Source organism: Brevibacillus reuszeri (assembly GCF_002897295.1).
GTDB classification, from domain to species: Bacteria; Bacillota; Bacilli; order Brevibacillales; family Brevibacillaceae; genus Brevibacillus; species Brevibacillus reuszeri_A.
In genome coordinates this window covers 69,689-90,502 of sequence record NZ_BEXF01000010.1, presented here as the reverse complement: position 1 = coordinate 90,502, position 20,814 = coordinate 69,689, and the positions used below count along the sequence as shown (strand labels likewise).

Genomic DNA, 20,814 nt, shown 5'->3' with positions numbered 1-20,814 from the left:
GAAATGTACGAGATGAAGGAGGAACTACGAGAGATGAAGGCAGTGATCATGGCTGGCGGTAAAGGTACCCGTCTACGTCCGTTAACATCCCATACTCCAAAACCAATGGTGCCATTGTTAAACCGTCCTTGCATGGAGTACACGATTGATCTTCTGAAAAAACACGGCATTACAGAGATTGCAGTGACACTCCAATATCTGCCTGATGTCATCCGCAACACGTTTGGCGACGGTTCTCGCTACGGCGTATCGCTCGTATATTTTGAAGAGACGACTCCGCTTGGAACAGCCGGAAGTGTAAAAAACTGCGCAGATTTTCTCGATGAGCGCTTTATCGTTATTAGTGGAGATACATTGACCGATATTCATTTGTCAGACGCGATTCGCTTTCACGATCAAAATAACGCACTTGCTACGTTGATCTTGACGAAGGTAGAGACGCCACTGGAATTTGGTGTGGTGATGACCGATGAGGGTGGGCGAATTACCCGGTTTGTAGAGAAACCAAGCTGGGCGGAAGTGTTTAGTGATACCGTCAATACGGGCATGTACGTATGCGAGCCAGAAGTCCTTTCCTATATAGCTGAAGATCGAGAAGTCGATTTCAGCAAGGAAGTGTTTCCCCTCTTTTTACAGGAAGGAAAACCACTCTACGGCTACTCGGCTGAAGGCTACTGGTCGGATATCGGCTCATTAGAAGTATATCGTCAGGCGCAATTTGATCTGTTGGATGGTCGCGTAAATCTGGAGATCAAAGCACAGGAGATCGCGCCGCGAATTTTTCTGGAAAACCATGTCCGCGTGGATTCCTCTGTCAGATTGGAAGGGCCTTTATACATTAGCGAAAATGTTCATTTGCAAAACGGGGTCGGAATCGGAGCGTATTCAGTACTAGGTGCGAATACAACGGTGGCGACTGGGACTAAATTATCACAGGCAATCGTCTGGGAAAATACCGTTATAGGAAAAAAAGCAGAGATCAACGGAGCGACTCTTTGCCGCAATATCCGCGTCGGTGAAAGCGTCATGCTCGGCGAAGGTGCAGTTATCGGGGACAATTGCCGTATCGGTTCCAAATCGGTAGTAAAAGCCGGTGTAAAAATTTGGCCGGATAAAGAAGTAGAGGAGAGCGCAACTGTTCATACATCCCTCATTTACGGAACCCGGCAATCCAAAAATCTGTTCGGTACAAATGGCATCAAAGGGATCGGAAATGTGGAAATCACCACCGAGTTTGTCACTCGACTGGCCGCAGCCTACGCTTATTTGCTCAGACCAGGCAGCAGAATTGCGCTTTCTGCATGCTCGCATCCTTTTGCACAGCTGCTCAAGCATAGCATGATGACAAGTCTATGCTCTTCTGGAATCGACACCGTTGATTTTGGTATGGGGAATGCTCCGTTGATGAGGTATGGTGTACGAGGCTTGCAATGCATAGGTGGCATTCACCTGTACATGGCTGAGCCACTGGAAGAAAAAGAGATCGTGATCCAGTTTATCGATCATGCAGGCCTGCCGATTTCGCGAGACATGGAGCGAAAGATTGAAAATGCCTACTGGCAAGAAACATACGTACGGAGCCTGCATCATTTGGGAGAATTGCATGTCGAGCACCAAGTGCAGGATGCCTATTTACGAGCGATGGCAGAGCAAATAGATGTCGCGCGTATCCAGCGCCAACGATTCCATCTTTTGATAGATTGCGAGACTCGCTTTATGCCGGCCTTTTTAACACCGTTCTTTCAGGCGCTAGGGATAACCGTCGTCTATGGACCGATTCAAGAAGGTGTAAGCAAGAATGGGGCAGATCTGGGGATTCGACTTGATAAAAACGCAGAGCTGTTCTCTTTGTTCACAGAGCAGGGACAAAAACTGTCAGCCGAACAGCTTTTAGCTTTGCAGCTTTTGGCGTGCAGCGGACATCACAAGCGTATTGGTTTACCAGTGAGCGCCCCGATGGAGCTGGAGCATTTGGCTCAGCTTTTGCAGCTTGAGGTCGTTCGGACAAAGGTTGCGCCACGCTCGATGATGGAGGTTTCTGTAGAGGAACGCTTCCATCCCATGTTTGATGCGGTGTACAGCCTGATGAGAATTCTCTCTTATTTGTCGCGGGAAGAAAAACCGATGAGTGTGCTGCTAGAGCTTTTGCCAGCATGCCATATGGAGAAAAAAACGGTATTTTGCCCATGGTCGTCCAAAGGAAAAGTGATGCGCAAGGTGCTGGAGGAAAATAAAGGGAAGCTATTGGAGCTGGTTGACGGGATCAAGGTGTACGATGTCAATGGGTGGGTTCTGATCTTGCCGGATTCGGAAGATTCACATGTCAAGGTCATTTCCCAGGGAGCAACAGCAGAAACGGCAGCTACACTTGCTTCTTCCTATGCAAGACGCATTGCAGAATATCAATAATGGCGATTTGGCGTGAGCCTGTGAAAAGGACGTGAGGGTATGCCGAGACCACTCGTCGTAGGGAACGGAAGACTGCTGATCAATTTTGATGACAGGCTTCATATGCGCGATTTGTACTATCCGTATGTCGGACAGTTGAACCATGTAGGCGGACACTTTAGCAAGCTGGGCGTATGGGTGCAGGGGCGTTTTTCCTGGGTCGATGAGGACGGCTGGAATCGCAAGCTCGGATACGGGCGGGAGTCGCTGGTTACCGATGTTCATGCTCATCATGAGCATCTGGGACTGTCTCTTCATATAGCAGATGGGGTACACCAGCGCGACCCGATCTATTTGAAAAAGGTTCGTGTCCGCAATCATTCGAGTGAAGCGCGTGAAGTGCGGTTATTTTTCAACCATGATTTCAGTTTGAATGAAACAGAGGTAGGGGATACCGCCGTTTATGATCCGATACTCCAAACCGTGTATCACTACAAACGCAACGTATACATTATGATCAACGGGAAGACGCCAGAAGGTGGAATCGATCAATTCAGTACGGGAATCAAGCGTTTTAACTATGCAGAGGGAACATGGCGTGATGCAGAGGACGGATTATTGTCTGGAAATCCGATCGCCCAAGGCTCCGTGGATAGTACGGTTTCGTTTCGCTTGATGCTGCAGCCACTGGAAGAAAAAACGCTATCTTACTGGATGTGTGTCGGAGATTCCTATGAAGCTGTGAAAGCCTTGAATCAGTATGTGCTCGATAGTGATCCGGAGCGTTTGCTAAGCAGAGTCGCAGTATATTGGCAGCGCTGGGTAAACAAGGAGCAGCGAGATTTTGCAGACCTGCCAGCCGAGGTTGTGGATTTGTATAAAAGCAGTCTGCTCCTAGTCCGTACGCAAATTGATCAAAACGGCGCCATTCTCGCAGCCAATGATTCCGATATTCTGCAATACAACCGCGATCATTACAGCTATATGTGGCCGCGTGACGGGGCTTTAATCGCAAGCAGCATGGCCAAGGCAGGATACACCGGAGTCGTCGCACCGTTCTTCCGCTTTTGCGCAAATGCCCTAAACGAGGAAGGGTATTTGCTGCACAAGTATAATCCGGATGGCTCGGTTGGCTCGAGCTGGCATCCGTACATCGTCGATGGTGAGGTTCAGCTGCCCATACAAGAGGATGAGACGGCTCTGGTGCTGCATGCTTTGTGGGAGCAGTACAAGAGTGGCAAGCAGATTGAGGATTGTCAGGCCTTGTACCCTACGCTGGTACGACCTGCCGCCCGCTTCCTGCTCGAGTATGTGCACCCAGAATTGCAGCTGCCGAAGCCCAGCTACGATCTGTGGGAAGAGCGGAGGGGTATATTTACCTTCACCTGCGCGACTGTTTTTGCCGGACTCAAAGCGGCTGCCCGTTTTGCACAGCTGTTCGGGGATGATCGCCGTCACAAACGCTACGATGAAGGGGCAGAGCGAATCCGTACCGCCATGATCAAGCATTTGTACGATCCGGAAATAGGTCGATTCCTGCGCGGGATCTATGTCCGACCAAATGGGAAAATCGAGAAGGATTTTACGGTGGAGAGCAGCTTGTTTGCCTTGTTTGCTCTGGATGTACTCCCGGCAGATGATCCACGTGTCATCAGCACGATGGAGGCAGTAAAACGGAGCCTTCGTGTGGATACGGAAGTGGGTGGCTTCGCTCGTTACCAAGGTGATTACTATTTTAAAAAATCACACGATACAGCCAAGGTGCCCGGAAATCCATGGATCATTTGCACGCTGTGGGTAGCGGATTGGGAGATCGCCATCGCGAAATCCAGAGAAGAGCTAGAGGAGCCAAAACGCAGGCTGTCGTGGGTAGTTCGCCACGCACTACAGAGCGGCGCCCTTTCGGAACAGCTGGATCCATATACAGGAGCTCCCGTGTCGGTTGCCCCTTTGACATGGTCACATGCTACGTATGTTGCTACCATTTTACGCTATTTGGAGAAGGTGAACGAGTTACGGTAACGAGAGGAGAGCTGAGGAGATGAGAGCAATCCGGTTTGGTACGGACGGCTGGCGCGACATCGTGGCAGACGGGTTTACGATGGAAAATGTACGTATCGTCGCACAGGCTATAGCCAGTTATACAAAGGAAACAGGACAGCAGGATGAGCCCATTTTGGTCGGGCATGATACGAGGTTTTTAGGTCGTCGATTTGCGGAGGAGATTGTTTCTGTACTGACTGGCAACGGGATTCGGACCTATTTGGTTAACGAAGCAGCCCCTACTCCAGCGGTTGCGTTTGGTGTCAAGCACTTCGCTGCGAGTGGAGCCGTGATGGTTACAGCCAGTCACAATCCACCCGAATATAATGGAATCAAGTACATTCCCGAATATGCAGGACCAGCTACACCAGCGATAACAAAACGTCTGGAAGAGTGGATTCAAGAAATTGGGACGACTGGTGAAGTCCAAACGACATCATTGGCAGAAGCCGTCAACCGAAAGCTAATGCAGGTAATTGTCCTGCGTCCCCATTATGAGGCGCATTTACGGCGTATGATCAATATGGATGTGCTCAAGTCGTCCTCCCTGCACGTAGTCGTGGACGCTATGCATGGCTCTGGATTGGGCTATGTCAGTGGTCTTTTGGCAGAGGCAGGTGTCCATACAGTCGGCATCAGAGAAACACCAGACGCAGCCTTCGGAGGCGATTTGCCCGAGCCAAACGATAAGCATTTAACCTTGCTGAAAAAAGAGGTTGTGAATCGCCAAGCTACGCTGGGGCTTGCCAATGATGGCGATGCCGACCGTTTTGGAGCTGTAGACCGCTTTGGCAGGTATATCCCCCCTAACGATGTGTTGGTCCTCTTAACCTATCACTTGAAGAAAAATCGAAAGCTCTCCGGCAGGATTGTCCGAACGGTTGCAACGACGCATTTGTTGGACCGAATGGCAGAAAGATACGGGCTGGAGCTGGTAGAGACCCCGGTTGGATTCAAATATATTGGAGAGCAGATGAGAAAAGGCGACGTTTTGATCGGGGGAGAGGAAAGCGGAGGAGCAAGCATACTCGGCCATATCCCCGAAAAGGACGGCGTGCTGATCAATCTTCTGCTGGCTGAAATGTGCGCTTCTGAAGGGAAAGAGATCGACCAAATTTTGCGGGATGTCTATGATGAGTTCGGCGAATTGTTCCATACGCGACTTGATATGCGCCTGCAGGAAAAGCAGCAGTGGATTGAACAAATGGTTTCCTCGCCCCCTGAGCATGTGGGACCTTACCGCGTGCAAGGCGTCAATCGTATGGACGGCATCAAGCTGCTGCTTGAGGAGGGACATTGGGTACTGATTCGCCCTTCGGGAACGGAACCGCTTGTGCGTATTTATTGCGAAGCGACCCATGCAACAGCGCTGGAAAAAATCAAGGAAGCCATCCGTGAATGGTTTCAGGAAATCAAAGTATAACAGATGGGAGAACCTGCCTTTATGGTGAGGTTCTCTTTTGCTGCGAGCCGATTGCCACTGGTGTTTGTAAAGTGTTTGATTTGGGGGTTTTTTATAAAAAAACATTTTGCTAGAATCAATATATGTGTGAAGTCGGTATCTAGATGAGAGATGAGGAACTATGCGTATAGACAAACAAGTATTACAGTCTTTTTTACAAGAAGTAAAGGTAGAAAGCCAGTCGCCAGATGACCCGGTCGTTGTTCTCCATACACCCTATCCGTGGGAATTGGTGGGAACTGGAAATTACGCTGCTGTCTTCGCTCATCCTGACTACCCGCCTGTAGTTATTAAGCTGTATGCTCCAGGTCGTCCTGGCTGGGAAAATGAAATCGAAGTGTATCGCAAGCTAGGGGAGACTCGCTCATTCCCCATATGCTACGATTCGGGAGAAGGCTATTTGGTGATTAAGCGCATGAATGGCATCTCACTATTTGATTGTGTGCGTTTTGGCATTCCAATCCCCCCAAGAGTGATAGAAGATGTAGAAGAAGCGCTTGAGGAGGCGCGCAAAAAAGGTTTGTTTCCACACGACGTTCATGGGAAAAACGTCTTGATGAATCAAGGACGAGGCTATTTGATCGACGTGTCAGACTACTACAAAAACATTCCAGATAGTAAGTGGCGTGATTTACGGAAGGCGTATTACAAGGTATACCTGCCCTTCTTAAAGGATCGAGGATGGAAAATTCCTCTGTGGGTACTGGATGGGGTACGAAAAGGATACCGTTCGTATAAAAAAGCATGGCGCTTGTTCCAATAACCTTACTCTGGTAAAATGAACATTTGACAAAAGTGATTGATAGAGGTTGTTCAAAAAGTCGTCTTTTGATCACGAAGGAGTCGTGAAAGCTAATTCGACATCGAAAATGACGTTCACCTTCGAAGTCCGGTGCTCATGTAGCATGCCTACACTCCGCTCCTCCTTCGTACGGTTCTCGCCATTTTCTCGGCGCTGAAAAGCCAACTTTTTGAACACGCACTGTTAGGCTGATCGGGTCAGATGAAGGAGGATATTCCATTGTTGTATTATCTCATTGCTGCAGTCATTATTGCGCTTGATCAGTGGACCAAGCATCTCGTATTGAATTACATGGAGCGAGGAGAATCAATTCCTTTGATCGCCGATGTATTTCATCTCACCTCACATCGAAATATGGGAGCAGCTTTTGGTATTTTGCAAAACCAACGCTGGCTGTTTATCGTCATTACGATTGCTGTAGTCGTCGGAATCGTGTTCTCCCTGATTCGCATTGGAAAAAAACAACCGCGCACTTCCCTGGCACTTTCTCTCGTATTGGGTGGAGCGATTGGAAACTTTATTGATCGTGCAACGACGGGTCAAGTTGTTGATTTCCTCGATTTTACCTTGATCAATTTTCCGATTTTCAACGTGGCGGATATGGCGATCACGATCGGGGTAGGCCTATTGCTGCTCGATGTTCTTTTGGATGGCAAGAAAAAAGATCGGTAATGGAAGAGTCTGTTTTCGCTGATACTAATGAAACAGACGCGAATATAGTAACCTGATGAGGAGACAAGCATGAACGACACGCAATTATTTGAACGTTATGATTGGAATGTAGAGCCCTCCGATGTAAGTGAGCGGATCGACAAATATATCACCCTGCAAAATGAAGACTGGTCCCGTTCGCAGGTCCAAGCCTGGGTCAAGGAAGGGCGCGTAACGGTTAACGGCGAGCCAATCAAAAACAATTACAAGCTACAGGCCGAGGACGAGGTAACGCTGCGTGTTCCTCCGCCTAAGGAAATGACGATCGAACCAGAAGCTATGCCTCTGGAAATCGTCTATGAGGACAGTGACGTTGTCGTTGTAAACAAGCCACGAGGATTGGTTGTCCATCCGGCACCTGGGCACTATAGTGGGACACTTGTGAATGGATTGCTCGCACACTGTAAGGATTTGTCAGGGATTAATGGTGTGCTTCGCCCAGGCATCGTACATCGTATTGACAAGGATACATCTGGTTTGTTGATGGTCGCAAAAAATGACAAGGCACATGTGGGACTCGCCGAACAACTGAAAGAGCATACTGTGGATCGCAAATACGTGGCGATTGTTCATGGTGTGATCCCACATGAAATGGGGACGATCGACGCTCCGATTGGCCGCGATCCGAAGAACAGACAGCAGATGGCTGTCGTCTTTGAAAACAGCAAGCCAGCCGTTACTCATTTTGTCGTGCTGGAGCGATTCAAGGAGCACACATTGGTAGAGCTCAAGCTGGAGACGGGACGCACCCACCAAATTCGTGTGCACATGAAATACATTGGCTATCCACTCGCAGGTGATCCTAAGTATGGACCAAAAGATACGTTGGACCTCGACGGACAGGCCCTGCACGCGAAAACACTCGGCTTTACCCACCCTCGAACAGGCGAGCGGCTGGAGTTCGAAGCTCCATTGCCAAAAGAATTAATCGATACGATGCAATTTATACGACAATTATAAAGCTGGAGGAATCGTCAATGCTCAAGCGGTTGGCTCATGTGACGTTGTATGTACGTGATTGTGAGGAAGCCCTCCAGTTTTATACAGAGAAGCTCGGTTTTGAAAAACGGATGGATTCCAAAATGGATGACGGCTCCCGGTGGCTTACTATTGGGCTGCCTGATCAGGAACTAGAAATCGTGTTACATGACCCTACGCACTGGCATCATGAAGAGGTAGCACAAGCGATGCTTCAGCAGGTAGGCAAAAATCCGATGTGGGTATGGCAAACAGAGGATTTCGAAGGGACATATGAGACCTTTCGGCAGCGTGGGGTGAGGTTTATTAGTGAACCTCATGAGGTGATGTACGGGAAGGAAGTCATTTTTGAGGACCTGTACGGAAATCGATTTTTGCTGCTGCAACCGACAACGATGTGAAACTTACATAATGAGTATGGGAACGGAAAACGCTAGTAGAGGGCAGAAAGCTTTCTTCTGGCGTTTTTTTAAATCAGAAAGTAGGGAGGAAATGACAGATGCTTAAAGGATGGAGCAGGCTGATTTGCATAGCCAGCACGTTTGCCATGCTAATTGCTGGGAGTGGGCAGGTTATGGCTGCTGAGATTGGGAATCTGCCGCCAGAGCGGGTAAACAAAAACGTTAGTGTTCCGGCGAACATTGCTTTCACCAGTCACCAGAATCTTTATTTACTGGACGGAAGGAATCAGAATGAGGCTCCGAAACAGATTACAAAGAATGGGTTCACAGAGATCGTGGATTGGTCGGCAGATGGGAAATGGCTGTTGTATCTCCAATTCAAAGGAAATGACAACTACTCGACGCCTGGCTATTTGTGGGCGGTAAGGAGCGATGGGAGCGGAGTCATCCAAGTAGATGAAAGACCCGTCATGCAAAAGCCGAAATGGTCTCCAAAAGCAAACACATTCGCCTATACGATCAACATCGGAAGCAATGAAGTGCCGAATACACAGATTGTCCTCAAAACGATCTCGGATCGTGGTGAGCTCACACTGCAAAGTAAAACCACAGCAGATATCGTTGATTTTACATGGATGCCTGATGGTGAAAAGCTGTTGGTTTCCACGCCAGCAGAAAAGAATCGGGCAATGACGCTTGAACTTCGAAGTCTGGTGGGAAAAACGCTAGCAACCTATCCTTTAGCCAAGCCGCCAAAAGTGGAGGAAGGGATTTATCCTTGGGCGCCAGAAGGCATGAAGGTCTCTCCTGATGCAACACGTGTTGCTTTTTTTGTTCGCTATAACTCCGGTTCTCTGTCAGCAGATGGCGTGCCTATCCAGTTATTTAACTTGACACAGCCAAATCAGCTCCCGACAGTTCTTGGAACAGGTCTGGCGTATCCCGATTGGCTCGCATGGTCACCCGACAGCAAATATCTCGCATTTATAGAGGGTGCCGATCGGATCGCCACGATGAACAAACATCTGAATCTGGCAGATCGTGAAGGAAAGGTCGTACCTGCCAGTCAAAAAGAATGGGTAGACACACTGCCAGTCTGGACTAGCAAAGAACAAGCAGCGCTTTACTTCTCACGCGGTAAAGGCACGGAGTATCACTATGATCCGAAAAAAATGATGGTGCCTGGTCAACGCATTTGGAAGCAAGCAGAAACTGGCGAGCAAAAGCAGGTGACACAGGGTACAGAACAGACTGCGGATTACTATCCGACGCCTTCTCATGATGGCACACAGCTGTTGTTCATGAGAATGAACGAAGCAGAGAGAGGATCGTTATTTTTGAAGCAAGGAGATAAGGAAGTCGAGCTGATCAAAGGCATTACAGGTGACATCGGCTATTACGCCAATTATTTGCCACCGTGGATTAGTATTCATTGGAATAGTTAGATTTCTTTTGATTCCATTGACACCTGCCTTGTTCCATGACATAATTCTACTTGACGAATGGAACCTTTAAATCCAGTCCAGTGAGGCTGGCAAGGGCACGGAAGAGACGCGGTAGCGAAAAAGAGGGAGCTCCCTCTAGTAGCTAACGTGTCCAAACGGCTTCTTGTCTCCTGACAAGGAGCCGTTTTTCTTTAAGTCCACTGTTCCCGTCGAGGAGGGAAAAGCAGATGATCAACAAAAGTGTCATCATGGATGAAGCAGCAATTCGCCGGGCGCTAACACGAATTGCACACGAAATCATTGAACGCAACAAGGGTGTCGAGGATTGCATCATCGTCGGGATCAAAACCAGAGGGATTTACTTGGCACAACGTCTGGTAGAAAGAATCGAAATGATTGAGAATGTAAAAGTACCAGTCGGTGAGCTGGACATCACTTTCTACCGTGACGACTTGCAGCACAAGTCAGAAGATGCCGTCTTGCAGGGTTCGTCCCTCCCATCCCAAATTACGGGTAAAACGGTTATTCTCGTAGATGATGTACTCTACACTGGACGTACTGTACGAGCTGCGCTTGACGCGCTGATTGACAACGGACGTCCACGGATGATCCAACTGGCTGTGCTGGTCGATCGCGGTCACCGCGAGCTTCCGATCCGCCCGGATTTCGTAGGGAAAAATGTTCCGACAGCCCGCACGGAAATCGTGGATGTGCAGCTGGATGAGGTTGACGTGATGGATATCGTATCCATCAGGCAGCTTCTTTAAAAATTAAATGATTCCTCTTTAAAAACGATCCCGTGAGGTCGGCAAGAGGCAGGAAGTCTTCCCACTAGATGATGGAGAAGCTCGCCTCTTTGTGTCCGCACAAAGAGGCTTTTTGTTTGAAAGAAAACAGTAACACAGGGGGAACATAGGGTCATGAGCCAAAAAAACTTCGTAGACGTAGACGAAACGCCACATATATCTCGATTGCTGCCACTTAGCATCCAGCATTTGTTTGCCATGTTTGGTTCGACTGTACTCGTACCAATCCTGACTGGACTGGATGTAGCCACTGCCCTGTTCACGAGCGGTATTGGAACGCTGTTGTTCCTGTGGATTACAAAAGGAAGAATACCGAATTACCTCGGTTCCTCGTTCGCCTTTATCGGACCGATCATTGCAGTAAGTGCTTCACACGGTGTAGGAACCGCGCTACTAGGATGCTTTCTCTCGGGGATTGTGTACATCATCGTCGCGGCAATTGTGAAGAAAGCTGGAGTCAAGTGGCTTGACAAAGTACTCCCGCCAGTCGTCATTGCTTCGGTTATCGTTGTAATCGGACTTAGCCTTGCAGGCGTAGCAGTAGATATGGCAACGAAAGTTACCGTAGATGGTCAATCACAAATGTCGCTTACATCCATTGAAATCTCACTGGTTACTATGATCGTGACTATTCTTGCAGCAGTTATGCTGCGCGGGTTCTTCGGACTGATTCCAATTCTGATCGGAATTATCGTAGGGTATGTGTACACGCTCTTGCGCCACCCTGGCTTGATCGACTTTCAAAAGGTAGCTGAAGCGCCTGTGTTCGTAAGCTTTAAAGACATGTTCACTACCCACTTCAAGTTTGGTGCAGTAGCAGAAGTCATCACACAGCCATCCGCTTGGATCGCTGCACTGGTTATCGCTCCTGTAGCGTTCGTAACACTCGCCGAGCACTTGGGTCACCTGCTCGTAACGAGCAAGGTCATGGACCGCGATTTGATGAAAAATCCGGGGCTGCATCGCAGCTTGCTCGGAGATGGTATTGCGACATCACTGGCAGCCTTTATCGGTGGACCACCAGCTACGACGTATGGAGAAAACATCGGTGTACTCGCCATCACTCGGGTTTACAGCCGAGTTGTGATCGCACTGGCAGCAGTAATGGCCATCTTGTTCGCCTTCATCGGCAAAATCAGCACGCTTTTGATGAGCATTCCGACTCCGGTCCTGGGCGGAGTATCTATCATCCTGTTCGGAATTATCGCAGCACAGGGTCTGCGGATGTATGTTGAAAACAAAGTAGACTTTGCCAATAAACGCAATATGATCGTCGCCGCAGCGATTCTGGTTACAGGAATCGGCGGATATAAAATCAGCTTCGCGGGCTTAGGTGTCTTGAATGATTTAACCATCGACAATATCGCCTTCTCTACCTTCCTCGGCATCATCCTGCATGTAATTCTGCCAGGCAAGGAATCAGCGATGGGAGAGGCAAACCGAGAGCAGGAACAGAATACAGAAACAGCTTGATACGTTCGAATTCCTTTAAATCCAGTCCCGAGAGGCTGGCAAGGCATAGAACGCTGTTTAACGACGCCCAAAATCGGCGGACTACACAGCTTCTTGTCTCACTTGCCCTCTCAAAACGGCAACGAGATTCAAGAAGCTTTTTCTTTCGACCGTATAAGCATGACAAGGTACCTCAGCGTCTGCTCCAGGCATTACGGCGGTGAAACTTTCCGCTTAAACGCGGTCGCTCCAACATGAACAAGCCTCGGTAGAGGTTTTCTTCTAAATCAGAGAAAACGGAGGAATTCAAGATGAACAACATGGCGCACCTGATTGGCTTGAAAGATTTAACCAAGGAACAGATGATTCAATTGCTGGAGCGCGCAGAGTACTGGGCGAATCGCCCTGCCGAGCAGGCAACTATTTTGCACGGACGCTTTGTGGCGAATCTGTTCTTTGAAGCAAGCACCAGAACCCGCTTCTCATTTGAAGTAGCTCAAAAGAGACTGGGTGCCCACGTGTTAAACTTCATACCTGAAACCTCCTCTGCTGTAAAAGGTGAGACGGTGTATGACACCATCCGTACCCTGGAAGCGATGGGAGTGGAGGCAGCTGTCATCCGCACGAAAAAAGAGGGACTGCTGCAAGAGCTGGCAGAAACAGTCGACATGAAGCTGATCAACGCAGGGGACGGAACAAATGAGCACCCAACGCAGAGCCTCTTGGACCTGTTGACCATGAAACGTCAATTCGGCAAGCTGTCAGGACTCACCGTCGCGATTATCGGCGACCTGCGCCACAGCCGGGTACTCGGATCACACCTGCACGCGATGCCGAAGCTCGGTGTCAACCTGCTTCTCTCTGGACCGACCAGCATGATGCCAGCGCAAGTCCCTGATGGTGTGAAAATCGTCAGCATGGAAGAAGCAGTTCAGACAGCGGACGTAGTCATGATGCTCCGCGTACAACTGGAGCGTCACTCTGAATCACTCTACATTTCCAAGGAAGAGTATCATCAGGCACATGGATTGACACTGGAGCGTGCAAAAATGATGAAAGCTGGCGCGGTGATTATGCATCCGGCACCAGTGAATCGTGGGGTAGAGATCCATACAGACCTGGTAGAGTGCGAGACATCACTGATTCAAAGACAGGTAACCAACGGAGTAGCAGCACGCATGGCAGTACTAGAAACGTTACTGAAAGGGAGCGAAATGACATGGGAACCATCCTTGGCAACGGCAACATACTAAATCAAGCGGGAGAGCTTATCCCGGTAGAAATATTGGTTGAAGGCGGACAAATCAAAGCAATTGGCCAGGCAATAGCGAGAGAAGGACACGAATGGATCGATTGCAAAGGCGGCATGATCAGCGCAGGTCTCATCGACGTGCACGTTCATTTGCGCGAGCCTGGATTTGAACATAAAGAAACAATCGAAACAGGAGCAAAAGCAGCGGTAAAAGGCGGCTTTACAACCATCTCCTGCATGCCTAATACGCGCCCTTCCATCGATAGCGTGGAAACAGTGAAGTACATTTTGGACAAAGCACGCGAGGCTGGTATGGCACGTGTGATTCCATACGGTGCGATTACGATCCGCCAATTGGGTAAAGAACTGACCGACTTCGCAGGATTGAAGGAAGCAGGAATTTTTGCCCTGACAGATGATGGAGTAGGCGTTCAATCTACCGGCATGATGAAAACAGCGATGAAAGCAGCGGCTGAGCTCGGAATCTCCATCGTGGCTCACTGTGAGGATGAAGACTTGTTGATCCCGGGAGCTGCTCTGCACGATGGAGTTGTAGCTGCCCGTCATGGACTGCCGGGTATCCCATCTGAATCCGAATCCATCCACGTAGGACGCGACATCTTGCTGGCGGAACAAACAGGTGTCCACTACCATGTATGCCACATCAGTGCAAAAGAATCCGTCCGTCTCGTACGGGATGGCAAACGAGCGGGAGTGAATGTCACTTGCGAAGTGACGCCACACCATCTGCTCTTGTGTGACGAGGATATTCCAGACAATCTCGATACAAACTGGAAAATGAATCCGCCGCTTCGCTCTCGTGAGGATCGCGCTGCTCTCATCGCAGGACTGAAGGACGGCACGATCGATATGATTGCCACTGATCATGCGCCTCATACAGCAGAAGAAAAAGCAAACGGCATAAACCGCGCACCGTTTGGAATTGTTGGACTGGAGACAGCTTTCCCACTGCTCTATACGCATCTGGTTCAAACGGGCGAGCTGACGCTCAAAACGCTGGTGGAGCTACTGACGATAAAGCCTGCCAACGCTTTCGGACTGCCATACGGTCGTCTTGAAGTAGGAGCACCTGCAGACTTGACTGTTATCGATCTGGAAACAGAAAAAACGATCGATCCGACAACCTTTGCGAGCAAAGGAACCAATACACCGTTTACAGGTTGGGCATGCAAGGGCTGGCCAATCCTGACACTGGTAGATGGCCAAATCGTACATCAAGAGGGCTAGAAAATAGAGAGCAGCCAAGCAAATACAGGCTGGCAAAACGGGTAAGGCGATAGCGTCTTACCCGACACAGAAGGAGGAGCGTTAGATGCGTGCTAGATTGATCTTGGAAGACGGAACAGAGTTTATCGGTACAGCTTTTGGGGCGACAAAGGAATCCTACGGGGAAGTCGTGTTCAATACGGGCTTGACAGGTTATCAAGAGGTTTTGTCAGACCCATCTTATTGCGGACAAATCGTAACGATGACCTATCCGTTGATCGGAAATTACGGAATCAACCGGGACGATTTTGAAGCTGTGCGCCCATACATTCACGGCTTTGTGGTACGCGAACACTGTGACATGCCAAGCAACTGGCGCAATACCAACACACTCGATGAGCTTTTGAAAACATATGACATCCCGGGGATTGCCGGAATTGATACGCGGATGCTGACCAGAAAAATCCGCTACCATGGAACGATGAAAGGAATGATTACGACCAGTGAAGCTCCGCTTACTGAGTTGGTTGCAGCACTGACAGGCACACAGCTAATGACGGATCAGGTATCACGTGTTTCTACCAAAAGCGTCTTTAGCTGCCCTGGCACCGGACATCGTGTTGCACTAGTGGACTTCGGTTCCAAGCACGGAATCTTGCGTGAGCTGACGAAGCGTAACTGCGACGTGGTGGTTGTTCCTTACAACGTAACAGCCGAGGAAATTCGCCGTATCCAGCCGGATGGCATCCTGCTCTCAAACGGACCTGGAGATCCAAAAGATGTGCCAGAGGCAGTAGAGATGATTCGCGGGATTTTGGGAGAGTACCCACTGTTCGGAATTTGTCTGGGACACCAATTGTTTGCACTTGCATCTGGCGCTGATTCCATGAAATTGAAATTCGGTCATCGTGGTGGAAACCATCCGGTGAAGGAATTGCCTACAGGCAGAACCTACATTACTTCGCAAAACCATAGCTATGCTGTCCAGGAAGAGTCCCTGGCTGGAACAGAGCTGGAAATTACACATGTTGCACTAAATGACGGTACGATTGAGGGACTTCGCAACGTGTCGAAGAACGCTTTCTCCGTTCAATATCACCCGGAAGCAGCACCAGGTCCATATGACTCCGGTTACTTGTTTGATCAGTTTCTTGCAATGATGGATACCGCTAAGGGGGAGAAAACTCATGCCAAAACACGCTAATTTAAAAAAGATCCTCGTGATCGGTTCTGGTCCTATCGTTATCGGGCAAGCAGCTGAGTTTGACTACGCAGGTACGCAAGCCTGCGAAGCTTTAAAAGAAGAGGGTATGGAAGTTGTTCTGATCAACTCCAACCCAGCAACGATCATGACCGACACCAACATGGCTGACAAAGTGTACATCGAGCCCATCACGCCAGAATTTGTGGCGCGTGTCATTCGTAAAGAAAAGCCAGACGGACTTTTGCCTACACTAGGCGGGCAAACAGGATTGAACATGGCAGTAGCACTTGCTGAAGCAGGCGTACTGGAGCAAGAAAATGTGAAGCTTCTCGGCACCAAGCTGGAGTCGATCAAGCAAGCAGAGGACCGCGAATTGTTCCGCGCCCTGATGAATGAGCTGGGCGAGCCTGTTCCAGAATCCGTAATTGTAAGTACAGTTGAGGAAGCAGTAGACTTCGCAAATGAGATCGGCTATCCAATCATTGTACGTCCAGCCTACACCTTGGGTGGAACTGGCGGAGGTATTTGTGACGATGAAGAAACTCTACGTGAAATTGTCGCGAGCGGCTTGAAATACTCGCCGATCACCCAATGCCTGATCGAGAAGAGCATTGCGGGCATGAAGGAAATCGAGTACGAAGTGATGCGTGATGCAAGCGACAACTGCATCGTGGTCTGCAACATGGAAAATATCGATCCGGTCGGCGTTCACACAGGTGATTCGATTGTAGTAGCACCGAGCCAGACACTCGCAGATCGTGAGTACCAAATGCTGCGCTCCTCCGCCCTGAACATTATTCGTGCACTGGGGATCGAGGGCGGCTGCAACGTACAGTACGCACTCGACCCGCACAGCTTCCAATACTATGTGATCGAGGTTAACCCACGCGTGAGCCGTTCCTCTGCGCTTGCTTCCAAAGCAACTGGTTATCCGATTGCCAAAATGGCTGCAAAAATCGCGATTGGCTACACCCTGGACGAGCTGAAAAACCCGGTAACCGGCCAAACCTACGCATGCTTTGAGCCAACACTGGACTACATTGTTAGCAAAATTCCACGCTGGCCGTTCGACAAGTTTCAATCTGCCAACCGCAAGCTCGGCACACAGATGAAAGCAACCGGTGAAGTTATGGCGATCGGACGCACGTTTGAAGAATCGATTATGAAAGCAATCCGCTCCCTGGAGATTGGCAGCTACCATATCGAAATTAAAGGCGCAGCAGATATTCCTGCTGAAGAACTGAAAGCACGCCTCGTACAAGCAGACGATGAGCGCCTGTTCCTACTGGCAGAAGCACTGCGTCGCGGATGGACAATCGATGAGCTGCATGCACTGACCAAGATCGACCTGTTCTTCCTGCACAAGTTCCACAAGATGGTTGCTTTTGAAGCGGAATTGGCTCAAGGACTGACGACTGAAAAGCTGTATGAAGCCAAACGCATGGGCTTTACGGATAGAAAAATTGCAGAGCTCTCCGGGCAAGCAGAGGATGCAGTTCGTGAACTACGCATAGAAAACGGATTTGTTCCGGTTTATAAAATGGTTGATACTTGCGCAGCTGAGTTTGAAGCGCAGACACCATACTACTACTCCAGCTACGAGACTGAGGACGAGCGTATCGAAACAGGCAAAAAACGCGTAGTCGTGCTCGGCTCCGGTCCAATCCGGATCGGTCAAGGGATTGAGTTTGACTATGCGACTGTACACGCTGTCTGGGCGTTGAGAGAAGCTGGCTATGAAGCAGTCATCGTCAACAACAACCCAGAAACTGTTTCAACCGACTTCAATACCTCCGATCGTCTCTACTTTGAACCGCTGTACATCGAGGATGTGATGAACATTCTAGATGCAGAAAAACCAGAGGGTGTCATCGTACAGTTTGGCGGTCAAACGGCAATCAACCTGGCTGACAAGCTGGCTGCTCGCGGAATCAAAATTTTGGGAACGAGCCTGGAAAACATCGATGCGGCAGAAAACCGTGAAAAGTTCGAAGCACTCTTGCGCGAGCTGGAAATCGCTCAGCCACCAGGAAAAACAGTAACTTCCGTAGACCAAGCAGTGGTCGCCGCAGAAGGCTTGGGCTTCCCGGTATTGGTTCGACCGTCTTATGTCCTCGGTGGACGCGCAATGGAGATTGTCTACAATCAGCCTGAGCTCTTGGAGTACATGGAAAAAGCGGTAAAGGTCAATCCTGATCATCCGGTACTCGTAGACCGATACATGGTAGGGGTGGAAGCCGAAGTAGATGCGATTTGCGACGGCGAAAATGTCCTGATTCCGGGCATTATGGAGCACATTGAGCGTGCAGGGGTTCACTCCGGTGACTCGATTGCGGTATATCCACCACAATCCCTGTCGCAGGCGATCAAGGATGAGCTGGTCGAAATGACAACCAAGCTGGCTCGCGCGCTGCAAATCAAAGGCTTGCTCAATATCCAGTTCGTTATCTACAAAGATCGTCCATATGTCATCGAGGTAAACCCTCGCTCCTCCCGTACAGTGCCATTCCTCTCCAAAGTGACAGGAATTCCGATGGCCAATATCGCAACGAAGGCGATTCTCGGACACTCGATCGTAGACCAAGGCTTTACACCTGGCTACCATCCAGAGGAGAAAGTGGTTTCGGTGAAAGTACCGGTGTTCTCCTTTGCCAAGCTGCGTCGTGTAGATATTACCCTCGGTCCTGAGATGAAGTCTACAGGTGAAGTTATGGGACGTGAGAGCACGCTGGCTAAAGCGCTCTACAAGGGCTTGGTAGCAGCTGGCATGAATATCCCGACACAAGGAACACTGCTCGTGACGGTAGCCGATAAAGACAAGGAAGAAGCACTGGATATCGTAAAACGATTCCGCCAGCTGGGCTTCAAGCTGATGGCGACTGCTGGTACGGCAGATTATCTGGAACTGGCTGGACTGCCAGTGACGCGCGTAAACAAGCTGTCTGAAGGCACGCCAAACCTGCTGGATGTGATCCATACAGGAGAAGCAAACATCGTGCTCAATACACTGACCAAAGGCAAAACGCCACAGCGTGACGGCTTCCGCATTCGCCGTGAAGCAGTGGAAAATGGAGCTGTATGCCTGACCTCGCTCGATACGGCAGCTGCCCTGCTGCACGTACTTGAGACCATTACGTTCTCGACAGAAGCGATGCCAGCCCAGATGGCAGGAGCAAAAGTAACGGTGACCGTTTAAGGAATAAGGAACAAACCGAGCAGAAAAGAGGAGAGTAGTGTGCAACCACAAACCATTGATATTCGTGAGCGCATGATCGTTGCGCTCGACTTTTCCACGCTGGAAGAGATCAAGCAGTGCCTGGAGCCATTGCAAGGGCATATCCGCTATGTAAAAGTAGGCATGGAGCTCGCTTATGCAGAAGGACCAGCCATCGTATCCTATCTGAAGGAAAAGGGACTGAAGGTATTTCTTGACCTCAAGGTACACGATATCCCGAATACGGCCAAAGGTGCGATGAGGAGCCTCGCGCGTCTGGGAGCAGACATGGTGAACGTCCATGCTGCTGGCGGGGTAGCGATGATGGCAGCGGCGAGAGAAGGACTGGAGCAAGGGACAGCAGCTGGTGCTGCTCGTCCCATCCTGATCGGGGTCACCATGCTTACTTCTACTGGACTACGGACGATGAACCAGGAGTTGATGATTCCAGGCTCAGTTGAAGACGTGGTCGTACACTACGCCATGATGACAAAGCAGGCTGGTTTGGACGGGGTTGTCGCTTCCCCACTTGAGGTTCCTATGATTAAAAAGGCAGCAGGTGACGCATTCGTAACCGTGACACCTGGAATTCGCCCAATCGGAGCTGACCAGGGAGATCAAACGCGAATTACAACACCAGAAGAGGCTTTCCGTTTGGGAAGCGATTATCTCGTGATTGGTCGTGCGATTACGAATGCAAAAGATCCAGTGGCTACCTGGCAAAGTATCGTGCAAGCTGTAGAAGCGGATCGGAAATAATGAATTACCTGGAGGGAAGAATCAAAATGACGAATACGATTGCGAAAAGCATCGCGGGCAGCTTGCTTTCGATCGGTGCTGTTCACCTGCGACCAGATCAGCCTTTTACATGGACATCTGGAATTAAATCTCCTATTTATTGCGATAATCGAATCACCATGTCTCACCCACAGGTTCGTCGCGAAATCGCTCGTGCATTTGCAGAGCTGATTCGTGAGCGCTATCCACAAGCAGAGGTAGTAGCGGGTACTGCGACAGCTGGTATCCCACATGCTGCATGGGTAGCCGAGCTGCTTGATCTACCGATGATTTATGTGCGTGACAAGGCAAAAGGTCACGGTCGTCAAAATCAGATTGAGGGTGCTTTGACTGCTGGTCAAAAAGTAGTGGTCATCGAAGATCTGATTTCTACTGGAGGCAGCTCGCTTAAAGCAGCTCAAGCTGTTCAAGCAGAGGGCGGGGAAGTTCTTGGAGTCGTAGCGATCTTCAGCTATCAATTCCCAGACGCAGAAGCTTTGTTTGCCGAAGCGGGTGTACCTTGCACAACCATCTCCAACTATACAGCGCTGCTGGAGGCGGCATCCGAGCAAGGTGTCATCACTTCCGAGCAGGAGAAAATTTTGGGAGAATGGCGTAAATCCCCACGTACCTTTTTTGAATAAAAACGAAA

At 49.6% G+C, this 20,814-nt stretch carries 16 protein-coding genes; all 16 read left to right on the top strand.

Features of this window, described 5'->3' with window-relative positions:
- Positions 1 to 12 precede the first annotated feature (12 nt).
- The 16 genes from C3B52_RS17190 (at position 13) to pyrE (ending at position 20,806) form a co-directional block, all read left to right on the top strand.
- On the top strand, positions 13 to 2,409 hold the full coding sequence (locus C3B52_RS17190; protein ID WP_235615755.1) for a sugar phosphate nucleotidyltransferase: 2,397 nt from the start codon (positions 13 to 15) through the stop codon (positions 2,407 to 2,409).
- Between the two features lie 39 nt (positions 2,410 to 2,448).
- Entirely contained in the window at positions 2,449 to 4,410 is a 1,962-nt protein-coding gene (locus C3B52_RS17185; protein ID WP_103107633.1) for a glycoside hydrolase family 15 protein, read from the top strand.
- Positions 4,411 to 4,429: 19 nt separating this feature from the next.
- Positions 4,430 to 5,854, top strand: a complete 1,425-nt coding sequence (locus C3B52_RS17180; RefSeq protein ID WP_103107632.1) for a phosphoglucomutase/phosphomannomutase family protein — start codon at positions 4,430 to 4,432, stop codon at positions 5,852 to 5,854.
- 160 nt (positions 5,855 to 6,014) lie between these two features.
- Positions 6,015 to 6,656: a serine/threonine-protein kinase gene (locus C3B52_RS17175; protein ID WP_103107631.1), complete on the top strand. Its 642-nt coding sequence runs from the start codon at positions 6,015 to 6,017 to the stop codon at positions 6,654 to 6,656.
- Between the two features lie 258 nt (positions 6,657 to 6,914).
- Positions 6,915 to 7,367: a signal peptidase II gene (gene lspA, locus C3B52_RS17170; protein ID WP_103107630.1), complete on the top strand. Its 453-nt coding sequence runs from the start codon at positions 6,915 to 6,917 to the stop codon at positions 7,365 to 7,367.
- Positions 7,368 to 7,436: 69 nt separating this feature from the next.
- Positions 7,437 to 8,366, top strand: a complete 930-nt coding sequence (locus C3B52_RS17165; protein ID WP_103107629.1) for an RluA family pseudouridine synthase — start codon at positions 7,437 to 7,439, stop codon at positions 8,364 to 8,366.
- A gap of 17 nt (positions 8,367 to 8,383) precedes the next feature.
- On the top strand, positions 8,384 to 8,785 hold the full coding sequence (locus tag C3B52_RS17160) for a VOC family protein (RefSeq protein WP_103107628.1): 402 nt from the start codon (positions 8,384 to 8,386) through the stop codon (positions 8,783 to 8,785).
- Between the two features lie 98 nt (positions 8,786 to 8,883).
- Positions 8,884 to 10,230, top strand: coding sequence for a TolB family protein (locus C3B52_RS17155; RefSeq protein WP_235615754.1), 1,347 nt, complete (start codon positions 8,884 to 8,886; stop codon positions 10,228 to 10,230).
- 227 nt (positions 10,231 to 10,457) lie between these two features.
- Positions 10,458 to 10,997: a bifunctional pyr operon transcriptional regulator/uracil phosphoribosyltransferase PyrR gene (gene pyrR, locus C3B52_RS17150; protein WP_049738567.1), complete on the top strand. Its 540-nt coding sequence runs from the start codon at positions 10,458 to 10,460 to the stop codon at positions 10,995 to 10,997.
- A 153-nt stretch (positions 10,998 to 11,150) separates the two neighbouring features.
- Complete coding sequence (locus C3B52_RS17145; protein WP_103107627.1) at positions 11,151 to 12,509, top strand: solute carrier family 23 protein; 1,359 nt, start codon at positions 11,151 to 11,153, stop codon at positions 12,507 to 12,509.
- 290 nt (positions 12,510 to 12,799) lie between these two features.
- Positions 12,800 to 13,741, top strand: a complete 942-nt coding sequence (locus C3B52_RS17140; RefSeq protein ID WP_103107626.1) for an aspartate carbamoyltransferase catalytic subunit — start codon at positions 12,800 to 12,802, stop codon at positions 13,739 to 13,741.
- Positions 13,708 to 14,988: a dihydroorotase gene (locus C3B52_RS17135; RefSeq protein ID WP_103107625.1), complete on the top strand. Its 1,281-nt coding sequence runs from the start codon at positions 13,708 to 13,710 to the stop codon at positions 14,986 to 14,988. Before C3B52_RS17140 ends, C3B52_RS17135 begins: the two co-directional genes overlap by 34 nt.
- A gap of 85 nt (positions 14,989 to 15,073) precedes the next feature.
- Positions 15,074 to 16,171 (top strand): carbamoyl phosphate synthase small subunit, encoded by a 1,098-nt coding sequence (locus C3B52_RS17130; RefSeq protein ID WP_103107624.1) that lies wholly within the window; start codon positions 15,074 to 15,076, stop codon positions 16,169 to 16,171.
- Complete coding sequence (gene carB / locus C3B52_RS17125) at positions 16,155 to 19,367, top strand: carbamoyl-phosphate synthase large subunit (RefSeq protein ID WP_103107623.1); 3,213 nt, start codon at positions 16,155 to 16,157, stop codon at positions 19,365 to 19,367. The genes C3B52_RS17130 and carB overlap by 17 nt, the downstream gene beginning before the upstream one ends.
- Positions 19,368 to 19,427: 60 nt before the next feature.
- Positions 19,428 to 20,144, top strand: a complete 717-nt coding sequence (pyrF, locus tag C3B52_RS17120; RefSeq protein WP_201264906.1) for an orotidine-5'-phosphate decarboxylase — start codon at positions 19,428 to 19,430, stop codon at positions 20,142 to 20,144.
- A gap of 26 nt (positions 20,145 to 20,170) precedes the next feature.
- The gene (gene pyrE, locus C3B52_RS17115) at positions 20,171 to 20,806 is read left to right on the top strand and encodes an orotate phosphoribosyltransferase (protein WP_103107621.1); all 636 of its coding nucleotides are present in this window, start codon (positions 20,171 to 20,173) and stop codon (positions 20,804 to 20,806) included.
- Positions 20,807 to 20,814 lie beyond the last annotated feature (8 nt).

Coding starts and splice junctions, on each gene's coding strand:
- C3B52_RS17190 (WP_235615755.1), top strand. CDS start 13: ATGAAGGAGGAACTACGAGAGATGAAGGCAGTGATCATGGCTGGCGGT.
- C3B52_RS17165 (WP_103107629.1), top strand. CDS start 7,437: ATGAACGACACGCAATTATTTGAACGTTATGATTGGAATGTAGAGCCC.
- C3B52_RS17185 (WP_103107633.1), top strand. CDS start 2,449: ATGCCGAGACCACTCGTCGTAGGGAACGGAAGACTGCTGATCAATTTT.
- C3B52_RS17135 (WP_103107625.1), top strand. CDS start 13,708: ATGGGAACCATCCTTGGCAACGGCAACATACTAAATCAAGCGGGAGAG.
- C3B52_RS17160 (WP_103107628.1), top strand. CDS start 8,384: ATGCTCAAGCGGTTGGCTCATGTGACGTTGTATGTACGTGATTGTGAG.
- C3B52_RS17145 (WP_103107627.1), top strand. CDS start 11,151: ATGAGCCAAAAAAACTTCGTAGACGTAGACGAAACGCCACATATATCT.
- C3B52_RS17130 (WP_103107624.1), top strand. CDS start 15,074: ATGCGTGCTAGATTGATCTTGGAAGACGGAACAGAGTTTATCGGTACA.
- carB (WP_103107623.1), top strand. CDS start 16,155: ATGCCAAAACACGCTAATTTAAAAAAGATCCTCGTGATCGGTTCTGGT.
- C3B52_RS17180 (WP_103107632.1), top strand. CDS start 4,430: ATGAGAGCAATCCGGTTTGGTACGGACGGCTGGCGCGACATCGTGGCA.
- C3B52_RS17140 (WP_103107626.1), top strand. CDS start 12,800: ATGAACAACATGGCGCACCTGATTGGCTTGAAAGATTTAACCAAGGAA.
- C3B52_RS17175 (WP_103107631.1), top strand. CDS start 6,015: ATGCGTATAGACAAACAAGTATTACAGTCTTTTTTACAAGAAGTAAAG.
- pyrR (WP_049738567.1), top strand. CDS start 10,458: ATGATCAACAAAAGTGTCATCATGGATGAAGCAGCAATTCGCCGGGCG.
- pyrE (WP_103107621.1), top strand. CDS start 20,171: ATGACGAATACGATTGCGAAAAGCATCGCGGGCAGCTTGCTTTCGATC.
- C3B52_RS17155 (WP_235615754.1), top strand. CDS start 8,884: ATGCTTAAAGGATGGAGCAGGCTGATTTGCATAGCCAGCACGTTTGCC.